This is a genomic window from Ruegeria sp. CF4, assembly GCF_056537345.1.
On record NZ_JBQFRJ010000005.1, the window covers coordinates 79,241 to 102,399 of the forward strand.

The 23,159-nt window shown below is 56.5% G+C and carries 21 protein-coding genes; 14 read left to right on the plus strand and 7 right to left on the minus strand.

Annotated elements, in window-relative coordinates; genetic code table 11:
* Window positions 1–304: 304 nt before the first annotated feature.
* Window positions 305–1,534, minus strand: a complete 1,230-nt coding sequence (locus tag ACR0NF_RS12755) for a lytic murein transglycosylase (protein WP_480658735.1) — start codon at window positions 1,532–1,534, stop codon at window positions 305–307.
* Window positions 1,535–1,664: 130 nt separating this feature from the next.
* On the opposite strand from ACR0NF_RS12755, the gene ACR0NF_RS12760 reads away from it, so the two are divergent.
* The 6 genes from ACR0NF_RS12760 to ACR0NF_RS12785 are packed head-to-tail and all read left to right on the plus strand — an operon-like array spanning window position 1,665 to window position 8,159.
* Window positions 1,665–2,618: a cytochrome ubiquinol oxidase subunit II family protein gene (locus ACR0NF_RS12760; protein ID WP_480778356.1), complete on the plus strand. Its 954-nt coding sequence runs from the start codon at window positions 1,665–1,667 to the stop codon at window positions 2,616–2,618.
* Window positions 2,615–4,705, plus strand: coding sequence for a cbb3-type cytochrome c oxidase subunit I (locus ACR0NF_RS12765; protein WP_480778357.1), 2,091 nt, complete (start codon window positions 2,615–2,617; stop codon window positions 4,703–4,705). The genes ACR0NF_RS12760 and ACR0NF_RS12765 overlap by 4 nt, the downstream gene beginning before the upstream one ends.
* Entirely contained in the window at window positions 4,702–5,334 is a 633-nt protein-coding gene (locus ACR0NF_RS12770) for a cytochrome c oxidase subunit 3 (protein ID WP_480658729.1), read from the plus strand. Before ACR0NF_RS12765 ends, ACR0NF_RS12770 begins: the two co-directional genes overlap by 4 nt.
* A complete protein-coding gene (locus ACR0NF_RS12775; protein ID WP_480658727.1) occupies window positions 5,327–5,647 on the plus strand; it encodes a cytochrome o ubiquinol oxidase subunit IV in 321 nt (106 codons plus the stop codon). The genes ACR0NF_RS12770 and ACR0NF_RS12775 overlap by 8 nt, the downstream gene beginning before the upstream one ends.
* Window positions 5,648–5,667: 20 nt before the next feature.
* Complete coding sequence (locus ACR0NF_RS12780; RefSeq protein WP_480778358.1) at window positions 5,668–6,645, plus strand: HlyD family secretion protein; 978 nt, start codon at window positions 5,668–5,670, stop codon at window positions 6,643–6,645.
* Window positions 6,642–8,159, plus strand: coding sequence for a DHA2 family efflux MFS transporter permease subunit (locus tag ACR0NF_RS12785; RefSeq protein ID WP_480778359.1), 1,518 nt, complete (start codon window positions 6,642–6,644; stop codon window positions 8,157–8,159). Before ACR0NF_RS12780 ends, ACR0NF_RS12785 begins: the two co-directional genes overlap by 4 nt.
* On the opposite strand, the gene crcB is transcribed toward ACR0NF_RS12785, so the two are convergent.
* Window positions 8,156–8,518 carry a fluoride efflux transporter CrcB gene (gene crcB, locus ACR0NF_RS12790; RefSeq protein ID WP_480472701.1) on the minus strand — a complete coding sequence of 121 codons (363 nt, stop codon included), beginning with the start codon at window positions 8,516–8,518 and terminating at the stop codon, window positions 8,156–8,158. The genes ACR0NF_RS12785 and crcB overlap by 4 nt on opposite strands.
* On the minus strand, window positions 8,515–8,883 hold the full coding sequence (locus tag ACR0NF_RS12795) for a fluoride efflux transporter FluC (protein ID WP_480472912.1): 369 nt from the start codon (window positions 8,881–8,883) through the stop codon (window positions 8,515–8,517). Before ACR0NF_RS12795 ends, crcB begins: the two co-directional genes overlap by 4 nt.
* Window positions 8,884–9,117: 234 nt before the next feature.
* Here ACR0NF_RS12795 and ACR0NF_RS12800 point away from each other — a divergent pair, with 234 nt between their 5' ends.
* Window positions 9,118–10,698 (plus strand): FMN-binding glutamate synthase family protein, encoded by a 1,581-nt coding sequence (locus tag ACR0NF_RS12800; RefSeq protein WP_480778360.1) that lies wholly within the window; start codon window positions 9,118–9,120, stop codon window positions 10,696–10,698.
* Window positions 10,699–10,704: 6 nt separating this feature from the next.
* On the opposite strand, the gene ACR0NF_RS12805 is transcribed toward ACR0NF_RS12800, so the two are convergent.
* The 4 genes from ACR0NF_RS12805 to ACR0NF_RS12820 are packed head-to-tail and all read right to left on the minus strand — an operon-like array spanning window position 10,705 to window position 14,621.
* Window positions 10,705–11,361, minus strand: coding sequence for an ABC-type transport auxiliary lipoprotein family protein (locus tag ACR0NF_RS12805; protein ID WP_480658718.1), 657 nt, complete (start codon window positions 11,359–11,361; stop codon window positions 10,705–10,707).
* A complete protein-coding gene (locus ACR0NF_RS12810) occupies window positions 11,358–12,674 on the minus strand; it encodes an MlaD family protein (protein WP_480778361.1) in 1,317 nt (438 codons plus the stop codon). The genes ACR0NF_RS12805 and ACR0NF_RS12810 overlap by 4 nt, the downstream gene beginning before the upstream one ends.
* Window positions 12,675–12,688: 14 nt before the next feature.
* Window positions 12,689–13,495, minus strand: a complete 807-nt coding sequence (locus ACR0NF_RS12815) for an ABC transporter ATP-binding protein (RefSeq protein ID WP_480778362.1) — start codon at window positions 13,493–13,495, stop codon at window positions 12,689–12,691.
* A gap of 1 nt (window position 13,496) precedes the next feature.
* On the minus strand, window positions 13,497–14,621 hold the full coding sequence (locus ACR0NF_RS12820) for an ABC transporter permease (RefSeq protein WP_480658713.1): 1,125 nt from the start codon (window positions 14,619–14,621) through the stop codon (window positions 13,497–13,499).
* A gap of 164 nt (window positions 14,622–14,785) precedes the next feature.
* Between ACR0NF_RS12820 and ACR0NF_RS12825 the strand changes: the two genes are divergently transcribed.
* The 7 genes from ACR0NF_RS12825 to ACR0NF_RS12855 all read left to right on the plus strand — a co-directional run bounded on the left by ACR0NF_RS12825 (window position 14,786) and on the right by ACR0NF_RS12855 (window position 23,052).
* Window positions 14,786–16,342 carry a sulfatase-like hydrolase/transferase gene (locus ACR0NF_RS12825; RefSeq protein WP_480778363.1) on the plus strand — a complete coding sequence of 519 codons (1,557 nt, stop codon included), beginning with the start codon at window positions 14,786–14,788 and terminating at the stop codon, window positions 16,340–16,342.
* A gap of 258 nt (window positions 16,343–16,600) precedes the next feature.
* Window positions 16,601–16,828: a hypothetical protein gene (locus ACR0NF_RS12830; RefSeq protein WP_480778364.1), complete on the plus strand. Its 228-nt coding sequence runs from the start codon at window positions 16,601–16,603 to the stop codon at window positions 16,826–16,828.
* A complete protein-coding gene (locus ACR0NF_RS12835) occupies window positions 16,825–18,864 on the plus strand; it encodes an ABC transporter substrate-binding protein (RefSeq protein ID WP_480778365.1) in 2,040 nt (679 codons plus the stop codon). Before ACR0NF_RS12830 ends, ACR0NF_RS12835 begins: the two co-directional genes overlap by 4 nt.
* 67 nt (window positions 18,865–18,931) lie before the next feature.
* Entirely contained in the window at window positions 18,932–19,936 is a 1,005-nt protein-coding gene (locus ACR0NF_RS12840; RefSeq protein ID WP_480472717.1) for an ABC transporter permease, read from the plus strand.
* A 4-nt stretch (window positions 19,937–19,940) separates the two neighbouring features.
* A complete protein-coding gene (locus ACR0NF_RS12845) occupies window positions 19,941–21,068 on the plus strand; it encodes an ABC transporter permease (RefSeq protein ID WP_480472719.1) in 1,128 nt (375 codons plus the stop codon).
* A complete protein-coding gene (locus tag ACR0NF_RS12850) occupies window positions 21,065–22,060 on the plus strand; it encodes an ABC transporter ATP-binding protein (RefSeq protein ID WP_480778366.1) in 996 nt (331 codons plus the stop codon). The genes ACR0NF_RS12845 and ACR0NF_RS12850 overlap by 4 nt, the downstream gene beginning before the upstream one ends.
* On the plus strand, window positions 22,057–23,052 hold the full coding sequence (locus ACR0NF_RS12855; protein ID WP_480658706.1) for an ABC transporter ATP-binding protein: 996 nt from the start codon (window positions 22,057–22,059) through the stop codon (window positions 23,050–23,052). Before ACR0NF_RS12850 ends, ACR0NF_RS12855 begins: the two co-directional genes overlap by 4 nt.
* Window positions 23,053–23,159 lie beyond the last annotated feature (107 nt).

The following is a 23,159-nucleotide window of genomic DNA, read 5'->3' on the forward strand; positions in this document are numbered from 1 at the left end:
CGATGGCAGCGCGTTGACCTAAATCGTGATGAGACAAAAAACCTGGCCTGCGGCGACAGGGGATACCAGAAATCTAACGGCGAAAGGTAACTTTCACTGCGGGAAGCGTGCCGTTTTTTCGACAAAGGTAAAGAGCATTGGTAACAATCGTGAGGTCAAAGATCGAATGAAACCGTAACCGGCACTGCCTTCGAAAGAATATTCTGAAACATCTTCTCGTCCTGACATTTTCGTGAAGCACGATATATCTGACAAGGTGAATGCGTCCGAAAATAGGCTCTTGAACGGCGAATCACTCGAAGCTTTAAGGCTTCAGTTTGGCCTTCATTTCGGCTTCGGGGAAACAAGTGGGAGGCTGCCGGGTTGCCTCCTGCCAGCGCCCGATCGAACGGCGGGTTTTATAGCCGGGCAACCCGTCGACGCCGCCCACATCGTGCCCCTGCCGGACCAGCGCTTCTTGCATCCGGGCAATGTCAGAACGGTAGAGCCCGCCTACGTTACCCCATCGACCGCTGAAATCTCCGACGCCATATTGGATGCGATCCCCGACATGCCCCACAAACAGCGCGTAGAGGTCGCTGGTGTTATAATCCTTCAGGACATAGAAGTTCGGGGTTACGATAAAGGCGGGACCTTTGCGCCCGGCGGGCATCATCAAATAACCTTCAGCCGCCTGTTCATGCGCTGGAAACGGTCGCCCCGAGACGCGCGCGATGCCCATTGCAGCCCAGTCTTGAATTGAACGCCCCTGATCCGGCCCCTCAAGCGCACAGGATACATCGCTTGGCACGGTCACTTCGAAGCCCCAATCGCGCCCTGCCACCCAGCCATGCCGTGCCAGATAGTTGCCGATAGAGGCGATGGTGTCCGCCTCGGACCCCCAGATATCAGCTCGGCCGTCTCCGTTCCCATCGGCAGCATAGGTCAGAAAACTGGTTGGCATGAATTGCGGTTGTCCCAGCGCGCCCGCCCAACTACTTTTTAGCACGGATGCGTGCCCAGCCTCGGCAATCTGCAGGGCGGCGATCAATTCACTGGTGAAATAGTCGGAGCGTGTGCTCATGAAACCCTTAGTGCCCAGGACCTGAAAGGCGTTGTGGCGGATTGGAACCTGTCCATAGCCGCTCTCACGCCCCCAGATCGCCAGAATAATGCGCGCGGGCACACCCGTTTTTGCTTCGACCCGCGCCAGTGTTTTCGCGTGGCGCCGTGCCATCTGGCGACCTACCGACGTGGCCCCTCGCACCGAGTTTGCATTGAAATAACGCCCAGGAGAGCCAAATTCTGCCTGCCGCTGAGCCTTCGGTGTTTTCTTCGGGCTTCCCGGAGGCACCAGATCCGGCAACTCCCAGTTTAGGGTCACGCCATCAAAGGCACTCTGAAAGGTGCGTCGTGAAACGCCTTTGGCTTTTGCTTGGGGCCAGATCTCTTGCTGCAACCAACTCTGAAATTGCCTCTCGACCGCCTCGCGATTCTGCGCAAAGGCGGGCATTGCAAGCAGGGTCAGAGAGATCAGAGCAACGGTCAATCGCATGTCTTCAGGTCTCGCGTGCCCCATCCTCCATGTCAACCACGCCGTGGGCATCCTCCCGGAAAAGGTCTTGAGAAATAGTCTGACTCTGCCGATAGTTGCCAGGAACCCCGTCATAAGAGGATCAGCAAGCGTGACCATCCCCCGGATCTCCGCTGTGGCAGTACCCGCCTTGCTCGCGCTGCTGGTGTCGGCCCAGATCGCCGGGGCGAGTGATAGTTTTCTGGATCCTCAAGGACCGATAGCAGCAGTGCAGAAGACGCATCTTTTCCGCGCTACGGCCTTGATCCTGATTGCCGTCATTCCTGTGCTGGTGTTGGTGCCATTGATTGCCTTGCGATATCGCCGTCGCAAGGGCGGGGCAGCAGCTTACACACCGCACTGGGATTTTTCGGCAAAGCTTGAGTTTTTGATGTGGGGTGTACCGGTCGTGATCGTGGCGATCCTGTCATTTTATTTATGGAAGGCCACCCACCGTCTTGATCCCTACGCAGCCCCGTTCGGTCAGGAACCGGCATTGCAGGTTCAAGTGGTCGGATTGGATTGGAAGTGGCTGTTCATCTATCCCGATCTGGGTATCGCAAGCGTGGGAGAGCTGGGCATACCGATCAATCAGCAGGTGGCGATGACCCTGACGACCGACACGGTGATGCAATCTTTCATGATCCCTGCGCTGGCAGGGCAGATTTACGCCATGCCCGGAATGACGACCAAGCTGCATCTGGTCGCGGATACACCAAAGACCATGCAGGGAGAGAACACCCAATATAATGGCCGTGGTTTCACCAAGCAGAAGTTTCTGACGCAGGCCATGCAGCCCACAGACTTTGAAGCCTGGGTGACAAGCGTTCGGGCCAATGGGATCCCCTTGACCGAGGATACCTATCGCACGCTCGCCATGCGAACGGATCGGGATGAGGTTCAGGCGGCTTTGGGGACGCCGCTTATGCCCCTCAATGCGCTCTATTTCACGTTGGAAGAGGGTGATCTGTTCGGATCGATCCTGCATCGCTATCACAGCGGTGAATCCCTTCCCCTGAACCAGCAACCCGGCACGACCGCGTTCGGGCAGGAGGCGAAGCAATGACATCTGCCGAGACTGGCTTCCTTGGCCGTCTGAGTTGGGACGCATTGCCCATCATGGGGCTTATCCAGAACCCCAACGCGAACGAGATCGTGGCGAACGCAGCTGCTGGCATCGTTGTCGTCGGAGTTGCTGTGGTGGTGGCGGTGCTGACATGGTTCCGCCTGTGGGGGCCGCTATGGCGTGACTGGCTGACCAGCACGGATCACAAGAAGATCGGTATCATGTATATCGTTTTCGCCATCGTCATGCTGGCGCGCGGCGTGCTGGAGGGTGTGGTGATGCGCGCCCAGCAGGCCGCTGGGCCGGGGGATGGGTTTCTCGAAGCTGAACACTTTGCCGAGCTGTTCAGCACCCATGGAACCATCATGGTTTTCTTTGTCGCTGTGCCCTTCGTCTTTGGCGTTGCAAACTATGTGATCCCGCTGATGATCGGCGCGCGCGACGTTGCCTTTCCGGTGTTGAACCAGATCGGCCTTGGGCTGACCGTTTCCGCGGGCATGATGCTGATGGTTTCACTGGTGGTGGGAGAGTTCTCGACCGGTGGTTGGACGGCTTATCCACCTTATACCGGAGCCGCGTTCAATCCGGGTGTAGGGCCAGATTACTGGATTTGGGCCATTGTCGTCTCGGGCATTGGTACGACGCTGACGGGTATCAACTTCGCGGTCACGATCTATAAACTCCGTGCGCCGGGGATGAAGTTTATGCGGTTGCCGATGTATTGCTGGACAATCATCTGCAGCTCGATCCTGATCGTCTTTGCCATGCCGCCGCTGGGTGTTGCGGCACTATTGCTGGCAGCCGATCGGTATCTGGATTTCCATTTCTTCACCAATGATCTCGGCGGCAACATGATGAACTATGCCAACCTGTTCTGGCTGTTTGGTCACCCCGAGGTCTATCTGCTGGTCCTGCCTGCCTATGGCATCTATTCCGAAGTCTTCGCTACTTTCTCGGCTAAGCGCCTGTATGGCTATAACTCGCTGGTCATCGCCACGATGTCGATTGCAATCATGTCTTTCACGGTCTGGCTGCACCATTTCTTCACCATGGGTCAAAGCGCGCTGATCAACGCTGTATTCGGCATTGCCACGATGCTGATTGCCATTCCAACGGGTGTGAAAGTCTACGATTGGATGGCGACGCTCTATCGTGGACGTATCCGGTTTTCGGTGCCGATGCTTTATGGTCTGGCTTTCCTGATGCTATTCGTGATCGGTGGTCTCAGCGGCGTGATTCTTGCAAACCCGACCGTTGATTATCAGGTCCACAACACGCTGTTCCTGGTGGCACATTTCCACAACGCGCTGTTGCCCGGTGTGCTGTTCGGCTTACTTGCTGCCTACAATTACTGGTTCCCAAAAGCCTTCGGATTCCGTCTGAACGAATTCTGGGGCCGCGTTTCGGTCTTTTGCTGGACTGTTGGTTTCCTTCTAACCTTCATGCCGCTTTATTTCGTCGGCCTGATGGGAATGCCGCGCCGGTCATTCAGTTGGGAGGACCCGAGCTTTCATCCTTATATGATTGTTGCCGTACTCGGTGCGTTGGTGATTACATGCGGCTTGTTCTCGGTGTTGATCCAGCTTTGGGTCAGCATCCGAGACCGCGATCAGTCCCGTGCGCCCGTCGGCGATCCGTGGGACGGGCGCACGCTGGAATGGTCTATCCCGTCGCCACCTCCGCCTTATAACTTCGCCATTATCCCGCAAGTGACCGATCGCGATGACTTTGCCGCCGCCAAAGAGCGAGGTCAGGCCTATCCCAAACCGGAGGCCTATGAAGATATCGAAATGCCGCGCAACACTGGCGTCGGGTTCATCCTGTGTGTGCTCAGCGGTGTTTGGATGTTCGCCCTGGTCTGGTGGATCTGGTGGCTGGCCGCTTTGATCACAATCGCAATGATCCTTGCCTTTATCATCTGGAGCTTCGACACCAGCACCGAAATCATCATCCCCGCCGAAGAGGTGCGCAAAGAACACGAGGCCTGGCTGGCGCTGGTCCACAGCACTCAAGCCGTGGACCGCGACCATGAATGCGCGCCGGAAAACCGAGGCCTTGCGCGCCCGGATATGGAGGCCGTGACATGAGGCGCGCACCCGAACACAGCTATCCGGGGATCAACCTTGGCGAGGATCATGCCAGCGCGCATAAGGTCACCGAGATCGTAACCTTCGGTTTCTGGGTCTTTTTGATGAGCGATTTGGTCTATTTCGGACTGATGTTCGCAATCTACATCACTATGATCGATGCGCAGGCCGGAGGGCCGGGACCGCATGAACTGTTCGACCTGAAAAGCATCTTCGCCCAGACGCTGATCCTATTGACCAGCAGCCTGACCGTGGGGCTTGCGATGCTGGCACTAAAATACAATCTGCCACGGGCGCGCATCGTACTTTGGTTTGGCGTCACACTACTACTGGGGCTCTGCTTTCTGGTGCTGGAGATCCGCGATTTCATGAACATGGCTGCGCAAGGCGGTATCCCACAACGCAGCGGCTTTCTGTCAGCTTTTTATGGCCTTGTGCCACTGCACGGGCTGCACGTCGCGGCAGGGTGCATCTGGCTGATCGTGTTGGGCATCCAGCTGCGCGTGATGGGTATGACCGATCTGGTAATCTCTCGCGTGGTGCGGCTGGCGCTGTTCTGGCACTTCCTCGATCTGATCTGGATCGGCATCATAACCATCGTGTATTTCGGAGGGCTGGCCTATGGATAGACGGACCGAACTACACCGGCGCGAACGGCGGCGCTATGTCATCGGCTATGGTGGTTCGCTGTTGCTGACGCTTATCGTGTTTGCCATTGCGTATCGGTACGGCATCGAGACACCCGGAGTATATTTTGCCATCGGCCTGCTTGGGCTGGCCCAACTGGTCGTGCAACTGGTCTATTTCCTGCATATCGACCGTCGCCGCAGTAGCCGCGAGGATCTGGACCTGATCCTGTTCTCAACCCTCGTATTGCTCATCATCATCGGCGGGACAGTTTGGATTCTGGGCAATCTGGCCGTGCGGATGCACATGATGTGATCCGGGAAGGACGGTAGCGAATGAAGCCAATCAAAGTCATCGCCGTTGTTGGCATGCTCGCCGCGATTGCTGTCGGGCTGCTGTTGTTCTGGCGACATGAAGAACGATACCCCTCGACACAAGATGCCTATATCGGGGCCAACATTGTCTTTGTTGCGGCGCAGGTGACCGGACAAGTCGCAGAGGTCGCAATAGCCGACAACCAAGCGGTTAAAGCGGGTGATTTGCTGTTCACGATTGATGAGACGCAATTCAAGGCTTCGGTGGATCAGGCGCAGGCCAATCTGGACAGCGCCATTCAACAGGCCGAATCCTTCTCGAACCAGATCACGGCAGCGCAGGCCGCGGTGGAAAGTGCCGGTTCTTTTTATGAAACGTCAAAAAGCAATCTGGAACGGGCCAGAGCTTTGTTTTCAGACGGCAATCTTGCACAAGCCTCGTTGGATCAAACCACTTCGGAGTTCGCGCAAGCCTCGGCCCGATTGACCACAAGCCGCTCCGAACTGGCCGCATTGCAAAGCGGTTTGGCAGCCCGGCAAGACAACGTGCTGTCCTCGCAAGCGGCGCTGGAGATTGCGCAAGCCGATCTGGCCTGGACGAAGGTCTATGCATCTGCCGATGGCTGGATCGCCAACCTGACCCTTCGCCCCGGATCTTCGGTATCCGCGAATGCACCGCAATTCTCGATCGTCGAATCCTCGGAATGGTGGATCGATGCCAACTTCAAAGAGACCTCTCTTCCCCGTATCCGAGCGGGTCAAACAGCCAAAATCCGGGTCGATATGCTGCCGGGCATTGCTCTGACAGGCAGAGTAGCTTCCATCGGGCGTGGCTCGGGTGATACGTTTTCGCTGCTGCCGTCAGAAAACTCGAGCGGTAACTGGGTCAAGGTCACAAGGCGGTTTCCAGTACGGATCGAGCTTGATCCAACGGACGCACCGCTGCGGGTCGGGGGCAGCAGCAAGGTCACGGTTGATACAACCGGATCAGGGCAATGACCGATCCCGGCCACATCAATCGCGTGATTGTGGTGGCCGTTGTTCTGAGCGCCATTCTTGAGGTGCTCGACAGCACCATCGTCAACGTCGCGCTGCCTCATATTCAAGCCGCGTTCGGCGCAACAACCGATCAGGCGACATGGATACTGACCAGCTATATTGTCTCGGCCGTGGTGGTTATGCCACTGACCGGTTTTGTGGCGCGCAGGGTCGGGCGACGACGATTGATCCTGACGGCTGTCACGGGCTTTGCCACCATGTCGGTAATGTGCGGTCTGTCGTGGAGCCTCGAGACCATTGTCGCATTCCGGTTAGTGCAAGGCATGTTCGGCGCCTTCCTGATCCCCCTTTCACAATCCATTCTGTTTGACGCTTTCCCACGCGAAAAACGAGGGCAGGCAATGGCGGTGTTTGGACTGGGAGTTGTGGTCGCTCCGGTCCTGGGGCCGACTGTCGGGGCCATTCTGACCGAGTATTTCTCATGGCGGATGGTCTTTTTCGTCAACCTTCCCGTTGCGGCGATGGCCTTGCTGTTGCTGGCCGGGGAACTTCCTGACGATAAAACCGAAGAGGTTCGTATCGATTGGAAAGGCCTGGCGCTGCTGGCCCTTGGCATCGGTTGCCTGCAATTCGTGCTCGATCAGGGAGAGACCAAGGATTGGCTGTCGTCCAGGATCATTCAGGTTGCGGTTATCGCCTCGGTTCTGGGTGCGTTGGGGTTTATCCTTCACGGGCTTACATCCCGGCAACCTGTCGTCGATCTGCGCCTTTTCGCGGACCGCAATTTCGCGCTGTGCAACCTCGTCATCGCCGGGTTTGCGATTTCATTGTTCGGAGGCATCGCCATTCTGCCAACCTTTGTCCAGAACCTGCTGGACTATCCGGTCATCGCATCGGGGCATCTGTTTATCCCACGCGGAATCGCCGCTGGTGCGTCCATGGTCCTAACCGGAGCCGTTCTGGTCACCCGGTTCGATCCGCGCGTATTGGCAGGCCTCGGGATGCTGCTGACCGCGATCGGGAATTTCATGATGGGTTCGTTAAATCTGAATGCGAGCTTCTGGCAGCTTGCATGGCCGGGGTTCGTCAGCGGCCTCGGCATGGGGTTGGTTTTTGTTCCAATGTCCATTCTGGCATTCGAGAGCATCAGCAAGACGCGGCAGGATGAGGCTTCGGGCCTGTTCAATGTCACGCGGCAGTTGGGGTCATCTGTTGGGATTTCTCTGGTAGGAACCTGGGTCGTGCGAGGCCTGCAAACGAACACAGCGGTTCTGAGCCAGAATGTGACGCCTTACAACCCCGCCGCGCAGGCCTACCTCGAGCCGTTAGGTTTGACACCAGACAGCGCTGAGGGCGCAGCATTGCTGGGACAGGAGATCGCAAAGCAGGCCGAGATGATCTCATACCTGACAGTATTCAATAATTTAGGTCTGCTGGCGCTGGCAACGATTCCGCTGCTGTTCTTCTGTCGTGCGCCGAACCCAGAGGCGCGCAACGCAGCGCCCGTACACTAGCGGGTCAGAAAAAGACCGAGCCAAAGCGCAAACCAGCACAAAACAAGGCTGATGAGGATGTTTCCAGCAGCAAGCGCGATGGTTTTTTCCCGGTGCAGCTGCAGAGATTGATAAGCAAAACTTGAGAAAGTGGTGAACCCGCCACAAAAGCCGAACACCAGTCGTTTTTCCTCTTCACCCATGTCTACCGGGCCTCCCAGATAGCCGATCCAGAGACCAAGCAGCAAACTGCCCACGACATTCACAATCAGCGTGGAGTATGGAAGATCGTGTGTCACACGCAGGGCCAGCCAATGGCGCAGAACGGCGCCCAGCCCCCCGCCCAGGGCAAACATGCTGTGCAGATAGAGCTCGTTCATTCTGCAGCCTCCGAAGGCGATAAACGGCGACCCAAGGCTTCGCCCAGAATGGCGGCGCTCAAGCCAAACAGGATCTCTGCCGCGATCGCTATAATCACCAGTGAGCTACCGGCCTCAGCCATCCGCTCGAGCTCGGCCACGAAGGAAGAGAAGGTGGATAAGCCACCACAAAACCCGACTGCCCCCAAATGCAGCAAATGGGCGTGAATGCGATGGCGTATGGCATAGAGCCAGCCGAGGATGAAACAAGCCACGACATTGATGCCGAAGGTCGCTGTCAAAAACGGGGCACCGGGTATTTCCAGCGCGAAGAGTTCTCGCAACAGCGATCCTGCAGCTCCACCAACGAAAACCGCCGTATACATCAGCGCGCGATGCCTGAAGCGAGAAGGTGGACGTGACACTGCGGCTGATCCTGCTCTGACCCGTTTCCATCCGGCATACAGATTGCTTCAACACGCTTCAAGCAAGGGCGATGAAGCATTCGTTATGAATACGTTGGCTACAAAGGCTTGCACTGAAAGGTCAAATTGTTCCACGGTCTCGGATATGAACAGGCAACAGCCGAACCGCTTTGGCGCGACCCAGGGAGATCAGATATGATTGTTCGCAGGCTTTATTACATCCTCAGCTATGTGTGCCTGCCCTTGACCCTGCTGTGGGGCTTCTTCTGGCCGCCCGCCTACTGGCTGCTGGTGTTCCTTATCCCTTATGCGGTGATTGGCCTCTACGATATGCTGACGACAAAGCACAACGTACTGAACAATTACCCTGTCCTTGGACATTTCCGATACATGCTGGAATTTGTCAGCCCTGAAATCCGCCAATATTTCGTGGAAACCAACGAAAGTGGTCGGCCCTTCAACCGTATCATTCGCAGTCTGGTCTATTCACGCGCCAAGGGGCAGGTCGATACGCAGGCCTTCGGTACGCAATACGATATCCAAACCGTTGGCTATCACCGTGCCAACCATTCACTCGCGCCCAAGCATGTTCCCGAAAGCGAAGAAAGGGTGATGCTCGGCGGCCCGCAATGTGAAAAACCGTACGACGCCTCACGCCTGAACGTCTCCGCGATGAGCTTTGGCGCGCTCAGTGCCAATGCGATCCGCGCGCTGAATGGAGGTGCGAAGGATGGCGGATTTGCCCATAACACGGGCGAGGGCGGGCTCTCTCCGCACCATCTGGCTGAGGGTGGGGATATAATCTGGCAGATCGGTACTGGCTATTTCGGATGCCGGACGCCTGAGGGCGGTTTTAACAAAGATAAGTTTGCCAAAAGGGCCAAGAAGGACGTTGTAAAAGCGATTGAGATCAAGCTCTCGCAAGGAGCAAAGCCCTCTCATGGTGGCGTGTTGCCTGCAGCGAAAGTGGATGAGGAAATAGCAGAGATCCGAGGAGTGCCGGTGCATCAGGACGTGATATCTCCGCCTGTTCATTCGGCCTTCGACGGACCTACCGGGTTGATGCATTTCGTGCAGCATTTGCGTGAGATGTCGGAGGGAAAGCCAATTGGCTTCAAGCTCTGTATAGGCAATCCAACTGAATTCATGGCAATCTGCAAAGCCATGCTGGAGACCGGCATTCTGCCCGATTTCATTACCATAGACGGAGCCGAGGGGGGTACCGGTGCTGCGCCCGTGGAATTTACCAACCGGCTGGGAATGCCGCTGAATGAGGCGCTGATCTTCGTGAACAACTGCCTGCGCGGGATTGGAGCGCGCGACAAGATCCGCGTTATCTGCTCGGGCAAGGTAGCGACCGGGTTCGACATGATCGAAAAATTCGCTCTTGGCGCCGACATGTGCAACGCAGCGCGGGCGATGATGTTTGCCGTAGGCTGCATTCAGGCGCTGCATTGCAACACCAACCGCTGCCCCTCGGGCGTTGCGACGCAAGATCCGATCCGGGGTCGGGCCGTGAATGTGCCACAGAAACGGCAGCGTGTGCACCGATATCACGACGCAACGCTGGAAAGTTTCCGCGAAATTCTGGGGGCAATGGGCAAGGAAAAAGTCTCGGATCTGCGGCCCGCCGATATCCGCCGCCGGACAGCGGATGAGCGGGAACGAACCTACGCAGATCTGTACAGCTTTCTGGAAGATGGCGCACTGCTAGGCGAAGCTATCCCAGAAGAGTTCGCGGCTGATTGGAAAGCGGCCTCAGCCAGTCACTTTTAGACTGGTTTAGCGCGGGATCGAGCGCGGGTTGTTCTGTGCATGAGTATGAATTTTGCGGATGCTCCATTCGACGGAGTCCCGCATGGTCTTGCCCAAGGCAACATCAAAGGCCTCAACCAGGTCCGGTGTCTGGTCGCTGGCAGCCATTACATTTTCCTGAAACGAACTGGAGGCGATGATCTTATCTTCGTACTCATCAATGATCTTGATATTGATGCGTACTTCCACACGCACCGTTTTTGAGTCCTCCGCCTCGCTGACAACGATGCCCTGAAATTCACGCAAATCAGGTGCAATGACATAATCCGCGCGCAGCCCGACCGTCGAACGGCCAACAGCCGCGACCTTACCGGAGTTCTCATAGCTTTCGACCATCAGGGCCTGAACAATCAAAGGGGCCCGGTCAACCCATCGGGCTCTGGGCAAATACTGTACCTGCAACAATGAGGGCTGAACCGCGATCTGGTCGGTATTTACCGCAGCCGTTGCAGTGGGCTCTTCAACAACGATTTGCTGCTGGATTCTGGGCAGCGATGTCGAGAAGGTGCTCTTCGGAGTTAACAGATACAGGTCATTGGGTTTCGACGCCTGACGCAATGTGTCCAAGCCGGTACATCCAGCCATTGCGGCCAATACCAGAGTCAGGATTAGGGGCCGTATCATTGACGAAACTCCGATGCTTGGGTGCCTAACAAGAAGCGGGCCGGGTCGCGCTCAACCTTGTCGACCAAGCGGTCGAGACTGATGACCAGACGCTGTGATTCCTCAATAAAGCGGACGAATTGTGGCAGTCCTACGCGCAGGAAGTCCGAGACCTGGCGACGGTTGTCCTGCACGATGCCATCGATCGTGCCCAAAAGGTCCGAAGCGGATTGCGACGCGCTGAGAATGTCATCCGAAATCTTGTCGATCTTCTCGGTGATGTTCGAAACGGTCGAAGCCACTTGATTGGCCGCCTTGCGCACATCTTCCGCAACCGACGCAATATCTTCGTCCATAACGCGATTGGCTGAGTCAAAGGCACGCTCGGCCGAAGCAAGCGCAGCCTTGGCAGTATCCATGGCGGAATTGATCGAGCCGAGTGTGGTGTTCGCATTCGCGAAGGTCTCGGTAACCGTGCCCAAAGTGATGCTGCCTTCCTCGGAAAGCACAATCAGATGATCGGCCAGCCTTGAACCGCGTTCGATAAAGGGTCGTATATCCTCGGTCATCACGGTCTGGGCGGTCTGCAGCGTGCCATTTGCGGTATCCAGCGCTGTCTTCGCCGATTCCGAAGCCACTTTGATGCTGTTCAGCGTATCCGTCCCGGTCGTAAGTGTGGTTTCGGCAGTATCGGCCAGCGTATCCAGACGCTTGGTGAAATCCCCGATCTCTTTCGCGGCGCCGCCCAGATCGCTCGACAGGCTTTCGAAATCCGACAATGTTTTATCCAGTCGCCCCGAGGCCGCGGACAAATTGCTCAGGATCTCGGAGACGGCCTGACGGTTCTTCTCATCCACAACCGCGTTCAGATCCTCAAGCAATGTCAGAGCTTTTTCCAGAACCTGCGGCGCACCCTCCAGCAGAGACTGGATTGAGCTACGTTTGCTTTGAATCACGCTGTTCTGCGGCAATCGTTCAGCCGAGGCGGAACCGCCGGATAGCTCGACATAGGCGACACCGGTCACACCCAGCGATTGCAACTGCGCGATAGTTTCCTTGGTGACCGGGATATCCGCGTCAACTTCAAGACGGACACGGACCTTGGAAGGGTCGTTGTCATCCAGCTGCAATGAGATGACCTGACCCACAGGCAGACCATTATAGTTGACGCCTCCTGCCGCGGACAGGCCTGCCACATTGTCGAATAACACATCATAATACGCGTATTGCCGTGTGACTTCGAACTTGGCGAGCCACAGGAAGAAGCCGAAAGCCCCCAGAATACCGGCAAGGGTGAACGCACCGATCAGGATATAATTCGCTCGGGTCTCCATCGCCTCTACCTGTCCTACCCTTTCTCTTGCGCCGCGCGGGCACGAGGGCCTGTGAAATATTCCTGGACCCAAGGATGGTCGACCTTGGTCATGTCCTCTATCGGACCTTCAACCAGCACGCGTTTTTCCGCAAGTACCGCGATGCGGTCGCAAATTGCGTAAAGACTGTCCAGATCGTGGGTAACCATGAACACGGTCAGGCCCAACGCTTGCTGCAGCTCTCTGATCAGATCATCATATGCAGCAGCTCCGATAGGGTCCAATCCGGCGGTAGGCTCGTCCAGAAACACGATCTCGGGGTCCAGCGAGAGCGCGCGCGCCAGTGCTGCCCGTTTACGCATCCCGCCCGACAATTCCGAAGGGAACTTGCTGCAGCTTAGCTGAGGCAGCCCTACGAGGCTGATCTTCAGCCCCCCAAGCGCCGCCATCAGGCTTTCGCTGATGCCGGTATGTTCGCGCAGCGGCGCCATCACGTTCTGCAACACCGTCAGGGACGAAAACAGCGCTCCGTCCTGAAATGCGACGCCCCAGCTTTTTTCAATCCGCTGACGGTCGGCTTCGGGGCCATTGAGCACATCGACGCCCAGTACCTCTATGCTGCCCGCCTTGGGTTTGTTCAGTCCAACAATCGTACGCAGCAGCACTGACTTTCCGGTGCCTGATCCGCCGACAACGCCCAGAACCTCACCGCGCCAGACATCGAGGTTCAGGTTGTCATGCACCACCTGCTCACCAAACTGGTTGGTTAGATTTCGTACGCGAATGATAGCTTCGCGCTGCGTTTCACTCTGAGGGTTGTCCTGCAGGGCGGTGCCGTCCATGTCAGACCCCCAGCTCGGAAAAGAAGATTGAGAACAGCGCGTCGATGGCGATCACCATGAAGATCGATTGCACGACCGAAGCTGTCGTGCGCTGACCTACGCTTTCGGATGATCCTTTGACCTGCATCGCCTGCCAGCAGGCAATTGTCCCGATCACCAGCGCAAAGAACGGGGCTTTGATCATGCCAATCGCCAATTGCCAGACCCCGGTGTTTTCCTTGAGCCGCGTCAGGAACATGCCGGGGCTGACGCCCAAATCGATCCAGCTCATCAATGCGCCGCCGATCAGACCAGCCATATCGGCCACGAACCCAAGAATGGGCAGCATGATCAGCAACGCAACGACGCGCGGAACGACCAGCACCTCGATCGGATCAAGACCCAACGTACGCATCGCGTCGATCTCTTCCTGCACCTTCATTGAGCCTATCGAGGCGGTAAAGGCTGAACCCGACCGGCCTGCCACGATGATCGCGGTCAGCAGGATGCCAAGTTCGCGTAGGATTGAGATCGAGATCAGCTCGACCACGAAAATCTCGGCTCCGAACTGTTTCAACTGGGTCGCACCCTGAAAGGCCAAGACCACACCGATCAGAAAACCCATCAGCGTCACGATGGGCAGCGCCTTGAAACCGACCTGTTCCATCTGCGAAACCAGCGCCGCACGCCGCAGTCGCCAGGGCATGATCAGCGTGCGCACCAGCCGGTGCAGGGTCAGTCCGAGGAATCCAAGGATCGACAGCGTGTCCCGCCATGCCCCTGCCGTATGTTCACCGATCCGGCCCACCCAATTGACAAAACCTGTCGGAGGCGCCTGATCGCCCAGTTTTTCGGGGATGTTCTGCGACACCGTATCGATCAGCGAAGAATGGGCAGGCGTTAACCCTTCGAAACGGACATTCGCACCATCGGCGCCCAATCGGCGCGACAGGTTTGCCACCAGCCAGGCACCGCCTGTATCCAGCGCCTGCAATTGTGACAGATCCATCACAACATCCTGTCCGCTCGGATGGATCGCCGCGAAATCGGCTTCAACCTTATCCAGCTGTTGCGTGCGCAGATCACCCGAAATCCGCAGGCACACGCCGGATGCGCTGGTGTCAGAGATGATCGCAGGTCGGTTCATAGCGGTATGTGAAGTCAATCCGGGTGCGGCTGCAATGGGTTTGTTCAACCGGACCGGGTTTTAGCACCCATCAATTGCGATGGTGATACAGTAACTTCCAGTCTCTGATCGGCTGAAAACCAGTTGCGCCTGTTACGAAAGCCGGACACTGTCCGCCGCAAATCGTGAAACACCAATCGGAGAATGGCACCGTGGGTCAGACCGGGAATATTCTTTTTATCACCATCGATCAACTGCGCGCGGATTGCCTGAACGGAGCGCTTTCCGAACATGTGAACATGCCCAATCTGCGCGCATTCATGAGCGAGGCAACGGTGTTCAAGCGGCACTTTTCGGTCACGAACCCCTGTGGCCCTTCTCGGGCTTCGATGTTGACGGGACGGTATGCGATGAACCACCGGTCGATCCGGAATGGCACGCCGATGCGTCACGACACGCCGAATATCGCGACCGAGATGCGCAAGGCCGGCTACCGCCCGATGCTCTATGGGTACACCGATACATCGGTCGATCCTCGGGTTCTCCATCCCAATGATCCTGTGGCCAAAAGCTATGAGCACCCGATGGCCGGCTTCGACGAGATTGTCGAAATGCGGCTCGAAGAATCCTATCCGTGGCGATCTCATTTGCTGAAGAAAGGATACAAATTCGAGAACTATTTGGATGTCTATAAGCCCGTATCACCCGATGGCGGTACACCAAAGCTGAACGACCCGGCGCTTTATCGCGCCGACGACAGCGACACAGCGTTTCTGACCGATACGTTCCTGAACAGCATCGCTGCCTACGATAAGACCGATTGGTTCGCGCACCTGACCTACATCCGGCCTCACCCGCCATTGGTCGCGCCTGCACCTTACAATCGCATGTATGATCCGGCGCAACTGCCGCTGCCGGATACGCTGCCTTCGGCTGATGATGAAAAGGCAATTCATCCGTTTTTTGGACCACTGATCGACAAAAGCGATCTTCGAAACGCGGTTCTGGGTTTCGATGAGGTCGAACAAACCGAAGAAAATCTACAGACCCTGCGCGCCATCTATCTTGGGTTGGCGACCGAAGTTGATCATCACATCGGTCGGGTCATTCAATATCTGAAAGACAGCGGCCTTTACGATAAAACCCTTGTGGTGATCACCGCCGATCACGGCGAGATGCTGGGCGACAGGTTCTCATGGGGCAAGATGTCGGTCTATGACGCGGCATATCAGACGCCACTCATGATCCGTGCCCCAGGGGAAGGGGCGGGAAGGGTGGTTGCCGAGCCAACCGAATCCATCGATATATCGCCCACGATTCTGGACTGGGTCGGGCAGGTGGCACCCAATTCGATGGATGGCCGGTCCTTGCTGCCTCTGGTGCGGGGTGAGACACCTGCGGATTGGCGCAGCTACACATTCAGCGAGTTGGATTTCTCGGAGCCCGAAGATCCGTCACTGTGGCAGCACCGGCTGAAAACAGGAAACAGCGACTCTTGTCTGGGTATCTTGCGGGACGAGCGCTTCACGCTGGTCGAATTTGCCGCCGATCTGCCGCCTTTGTTGTTTGATCATCAAGGGCACGGGGAGCATGAGAATGTCGCGGGCAAACCGGAATTCGCAACTGATCTTGCACGGCTGTGCCGCCAGATGCTGCGTCACCGGATGCGCAACACCGACCACACGCTTTCGCTTGATTCGATCACCGCAGAAGGTCCGAAATCTCAGCGTCGGTATCACTAGATTCGTGGAAGGCGGGCCGCTTTTCCGGTCGGCTGTGCCTTCAGATTGATTATTATTCAGGCAGAGCAGTTCTGTATAAAGAAGTGTTTCAGGCCCAATAATTGGGCCTATTGCCCGTTCTGTCTGTAGCTGTAGGGAAAATGACCGAATGCTTGGGTTTTTGACCGAAAAATATTTTTGGTGACAAAAACATTAAAAAACTGTCACATCTTTATGGTCTTTTGCTGAATTGAAGAAAGACCTGAGTTTGCGGGCATGATGACGAAGACCAATGTGAATGACAGCATTGCCAACACGATGGCGCTGGGTGGGATGACACGACTAAACGGTACCGATCTGCTTTGGCAGCAGAGGGCCATTTCTGTCATCTCCCGGCAGTCACACAACGATCCGCACAACAATTCAGCCCAAGTATCACACCCGGTGTCATCCACCTGGTGTGCATCGCCATTTCAAAGACTCAAAACCAAGAGGGTTCCAAGATGAAAAGATTACTCCTATCCGGTGTTGCGGCGGTTGTGCTGCCCGGCGCCGCGTTTGCGGCCTGCCCGGCCATAACCGTGGCAGATTCGCAGGGCATCGCTGCCGGTGAGCATCCGCAGCAATACGAACTGGCAGAATTCCAATCCGCTGCAAATTGCGAGCTGAGCTTTTCAGAAAACCCGGCGATCGCCGATCTGAATGCCCGCATCAAAGGGAATGGCGATCTGCCCGCAGTGGCAGACCGTCTTCCCAGCGAGCCTTTGATCGTAGTGCCCTACGACGTGATCGGCCAGTATGGCGGTCAGTTTGATGCACTGTCGAATGCAACCGAATCCGGCACTTCGGATTTCCTGTCCGTGCGGCATACCAGCCTGGTGCGCTATGCGGACGATCTGCAGACAATAGTTCCTCATGTCGCCAAATCTTTTGAATGGAATGACGATTTCACTCAGTTGACAGTAACTCTGCGCGAAGGCCACAAGTGGTCGGATGGCGCACCGTTCACGTCGGCGGATGTGGTGTTCTGGTACAACAACCTGATGATGGACCCGAATGTCATCCCCGAAGCCAAAGATTATGCCCTGGCCGGTGGTGAGCCCATTGAAGTGGTCGCGCTGGATGAACAGACCGTTCAATTCAACCTCAAAGCACCCAAAGCTGGCCTGATCGAAACCTTCGCGTCCCAGTATGTACAGCCCTATCAGCCGATGCATTTCCTGGGTCAGTTCCACCCTGAAATCAATGCCGACGCGGATGCAAACGCGCAGGCCCTTGGTTATGAAAACGGCTATGATGCAATCAAAGCCTATTACGGCAACTCTGACTGGACCGACACGCCATCGCCCATGCTGACCGCGGGGGACAAGTTGGCGGGTCTGCCCAAAAACGCGGTCCCGACACTGGAGAGCCACATCCTTGTCGAGGAGACTGCGGAAGGCCGTCACCTGGTCGCGAACCCATATTTCTTCGCCGTCGACACGGCGGGTAATCAATTGCCCTATATCAATGAGCAGGACGAAGTTTACATCAGTGACTCGGAAGTGCGTTTGCTGAAACTTCTGAATGGCGAGGTGGATTACAAGGCGCAATCGGTTGTTCTGCCAAATGCCCCGGTGCTGCTGGAAGGGCAGGAAGCAGGCAATTACCGTATCGACGTGCGGCCGACAATTGCGATGCCGGCGGTTGCCTTCAACCTGACGCATGAAGATGAAGCAGTTCGCGAGGTGTTCAACGACCTCCGCTTCCGTGCCGCGATGTCGAACGCCATCAACCGGGACGAAATCAACGAGACAATCTATTTCGGTCTGGGTACTCCGCAGCAATATGTAGGCTTCTCTCCGGTTCCGGATTTTGTTGATCCGAAATGGGTCAGCTACGAAGCCTCGTTCGACCAGGATCGCGCCAGCGCTCTGCTGGACGAGGTTGGACTGGTGGATGCCGATGGTGACGGCAATCGCGACATGCCCAACGGTGATCCGCTTGTTCTGGACTGGCAGTTCTCATCGCAAGAGGTTTCCGCGGCTTTGGTCGAACTGATCGCGCAGAACTGGAAAGATATCGGGATCAACACCACCATCAAAGAGGTGACGCCGGACGAATATCGGTCGGCCCAGTCGTCGAACGCTTTGGACGTCCTGACGTGGACCGTGGGTTCACCTGTCGGCACAAATCTGGGTGACAATCAGCTGTGGGTGCCGCCGTATTCGGACTATTTCGGCTTGCGCCCTGCGATGGGTTGGGCTGAATGGGTCGACTCGGATGGATCGGCCGGTGTTGAGCCGCCGCAATACGCGAAAGACCTGATTGCAGGTATCAACGCGTTCCAGGCAGCAATTCCCGGCTCTGCAGAGCAAGGTGAGATCGGCAACAGCATGGTTGAATCGATGACAGGAAATCTGACATTCATCGGCATCATCTCGGCCCCATCGCCGGTATATGTCAGCAACAAGCTGAGCAACGTGCCTGAATTCAAAACAGCATCTTATGAATTCTATCGCACCTATCCTTACCGCGCATATCAATGGTCGCTGAGCGAATAATCGCGGATTGATACAATCGGAGGACGGGCGGCAACGCCCGTCTTCACGTCTTTATTGAAGGATACCCATGTTACAGTTCGCCCGATTTGCCGCGACCCGGGCGGTCATGGCACTGATCACGTTGGTGATCGTTTCACTAATCGTGTTCTCATTGATGGAGCTTGTGCCAGGTGACTGTGCCGAGCGCTACCTTGCCTACAAGAACACGCAAGGGCAGGCGATCACGCTGACAGATATTCAGAATGAGCGTATTCGTCTGGGTCTGGATCGCCCCTTTCTGGAACGCTGGGTCAGCTGGCTTTCCGGAGCATTTCGCGGTGACTTTGGCGACAGCTGTATCCTTCGGGTCGATATCGCACAATTGCTGGGCGACAAGTTCTGGGTGTCCCTGTGGATTTGCCTGGGCTCGCTGACGCTTGCCTACGCGATTGCCATCCCGGTCGGCATCATCTCGGCCGCGTCGCGCAATGCCTTTCTGAACAACACGCTGCGCATCGTCAGCTATCTGGGTCTGGCGATGCCAAACTTCTTGCTGGCGCTGATGGTGATGCTTTTTTCGACCATCTATTTCGGTGAAACGCTGACGGGGCTATTTTCACCCGAGTACAAAAACGCGCCCTGGTCCTGGGCGAAATTCGTTGACTTGATGAAGCATGCCTGGCTGCCAGTGTTTATCCTGGGCTGGTCGGCCACCGCCTTTGCGTTGCAAACCGTAAGGGCATTGATGTCTGACGAGATCGGCAAACTTTATGTCACTGCCGCCGCCGCACGCGGTATCTATGGTCGTCGCCTGCTATGGCGATATCCGGCTCGTCATGCACTGGGACCGATTGTGAACTCGCTTGGGTTTGACCTGAACCGTATCTTCAACGAATTGCCGATTGTGGCCCTGATCCTGACATTGACAGAAGCGGGATCGCTGCTGCTGGAGGCGCTGGCCCGATCAAATGACCAGCAGCTTGCAGGAGCGATCATCTTCCTACTGACGGCCTCCATCGTGACGCTGAACTTTGCCACCGACATTCTGCTCGCGGTTCTCGATCCGCGCGTCCGCAAGAGTATTCTGAGGTAAGCCGATGACTGCGATGACAAAACAACAGGCAAAAGAAGCCTATTTCACCGCATCTCAACGACAGCTGATCTGGGCGCGGTTCAAGAAACAACGCTCGGCCATGATTGCCGCCACGGTGCTGATGGTGTTGATTCTGTCTGGGATCTTTGCACCATTTCTGTCGCCTTACGATCCCACTGCCGCAGGGCGTGACAAGGACTATCTAAACGGCGCGCCGCAGATTCCGCAATTCTGCGACAAGAACGGCTGTTCATTGCGCCCGTTTTTGCATGAAGTGACGCGTGAACGCTCCTTGGCGACGAATTTCCGCTGGGTGGAGAAGGTCAACGAAGACGAGCGGCGTTACGTCCAGTTCTTCGTAAAGGGGGACCCTTACAAACTGTTTGGCTTCATCCCCGGTGACATCCACTTGTTTGGCACGGACACCGGCTATGTCCACCTGTTTGGCACCGATGCTGCCGGTAAGGATATTTTCAGCCGAACTCTGCACGCGGTTTGGACATCGCTTCAGGTTGGGACATTGGGGGTTCTGATCTCATTTGTTCTGGCCCTCGCGATCGGAGGGGTCGCCGGGTATTACGGTGGCATGATCGACAGTTTGATCCAGATGATCACGGATGCGGTGCGTACCATCCCCTCGATCCCACTGTTCATGGCCATCGCCGCCTTTATCCCGCCAGAGTGGTCGGCAGAGACGCGATTTTTCGTGATTACAGCCATTCTGGGTCTGGTTGGCTGGCCCACGTTGGCCCGCCGCGTGCGTACGCATCTGTTGACTGAACGCAATCAGGAATACGTCTTGGCCGCGCAACTCAGCGGAGCGTCACCCAGTCACATCATCCGCAAACACTTGCTGCCCAGTTTCACCAGTTATATCATCGTCGATCTGGTGATCACGTTCCCTTATGTGGTGCTCAGCGAAACCGCTCTCAGCTTTATTGGCCTCGGCCTGAAGGACCCGGTCAACAGTCTGGGCGTGATGCTGCAGAATGTGACCAGTGCCGACGTATTGCTGAATTATCAGTGGTATTTCATCCCGGTATTGTTCTTCATCGCGCTAGTGATGGCATTTGTATTTGTAGGCGACGGGTTGCGCGATGCAGCGGACCCCTATTCGGAGTCCAAGAAATGAGCCTGCTCGATGTTGAAAACCTCACCGTTCAATTCAAGACGGATGAGGGTCTGATCACCGCTGTAGACAACGTATCCTTTTCACTCGCTCCCGGCGAGGTGATGGGGCTGGTCGGTGAAAGTGGATCAGGCAAGTCGGTGACAGCCAAATCACTGATGAAGCTGAATGCCAATAACACCGTCTATGCGCCTGAGACCAAGATTAACCTGCATCTGGAGACAGGTCCGGTGGATGTGATGTCCTTGAAGCGCCCGCGTGACATGGAGGTTGTGCGCGGCGGTGCCATCAGCATGATCTTTCAGGAACCGATGGCCAGTTTTGCACCTGCTATGACCATTGGCAGCCAGATGGTCGAGCAATTGTTGATCCACACGGATATGAACAAAAAACAGGCCAAAGAGCTTTCGATCGAGATGCTGGACCGTGTCGGCATATCGGACGCTGCGACGCGGTTCGGACAGTTCGCCTTTGAGCTGTCCGGGGGAATGCGCCAACGTGCGATGATCGCCATGGCGTTGTCGACCAAACCCAAGCTGCTGATTGCAGATGAACCCACGACCGCTTTGGACGTCACCATTCAGGCACAGGTCATCGACCTGATGAAAGATCTGGTTTCTGAATTTGGGATGGGGATCATCTTCATCACTCACGATCTGGGCGTCGTCGCCCAGACCGCCGACAAGGTGGCTGTGATGTATCTGGGCCGCATCATCGAACAGGGTCCGGTGCGCGAGGTGATCCATGCGCCGACCCACCCTTATACGCAGGGCCTGATCGATGCGCTGCCTCAGCTGGACGATCTGGGCAAGCCGCTCAAGCCCGTTCCTGGCGATATCCCGTCGCCGCTTGAGCGGCCCGACGGCTGCGTATTCCACACGCGCTGCGGCAAGATCATCGGCGACATCTGCAAAAACCAGGCCCCACATTGGAGCGATGTCGGCCCCGACCACCGCGCCGCATGCCATCTCTGCACTGAAGGATCCGCCGCATGAGCGATAAACCCCTTATCAGCACTCAGGACCTTTCGGTCGGGTTCCAGATCGGCGGTAAGATTTTCAATAAGAGGATCCTCAAGGCCGTCGATCACATCACGCTCGATATCCCCAAGGGAACGTTCTTTGGCGTCGTTGGGGAATCGGGTTCCGGCAAGACAACGCTGGGACGTGCCCTGCTGAATGCCGTTCCCATCACGGGTGGCCACGCCACCTATGACGATGGTGAAGTGCAATACGACCTCGCTGAGATGAAACCCGCTGACCTGAAAGAGTATCGCCGCCGCGCGCAACTGATCTTTCAGGACCCTTATGCGGCGCTCAGCCCGCGTATGACCGTGCGCGATATCATTGCCGAGCCGCTTGAGGTCATGGGCCTGACCAAAACGCGCGACGAAACCGACGCCCGTGTGCGCGAGATCGCCGCGAAATGCCGGTTGAACCTTGAGCATCTGCGTCGCTTCCCACATGCGTTTTCTGGGGGTCAGCGGCAGCGCATATCAATCGCGCGCGCTCTGGTGTCGGGGCCGAGTTTTGTTGTGGCAGACGAATCCGTCGCCGCGCTCGATGTCTCAATTCAGGCCGATATTCTGAACCTGCTGAAAAGCCTGCAAGAAGAGCTGGGCCTGACATTCATGTTCATCAGCCACGATCTGAGCGTCGTAGCCCATACTTGCGATCATGTCGCTGTGATGTATCTGGGCCGCATTGTAGAAAGCGCCCCCACACGCCAGCTGTTCGAAGCCCCGCGCCATCCCTACACAAAGGCTCTGTTCTCGGCGATCCCCTCACTTGATCCCGATGAGAAAGGCAAGGCGCAGAAGCTGGAGGGCGAAATACCATCTCCGACGAACCCTCCGACCGGGTGCAAGTTTAACACACGCTGCCCTCATGCGATTGATATCTGCCGCCAGAAAGAGCCGCAGCTTGAACATGAAGACGCCACCCACTTGGTTCTTTGCCACCGATGGCGCGAGCTGATGGAGGCCTGACGCGTCCTGGCTGTAAAAAACCTAGACATGCTGAGCACTTACAGTATCGTAACCGCATAGAATCTCGCGCTGGCACACCCGTGCCGGACAACTAGTCGGACGTTTGC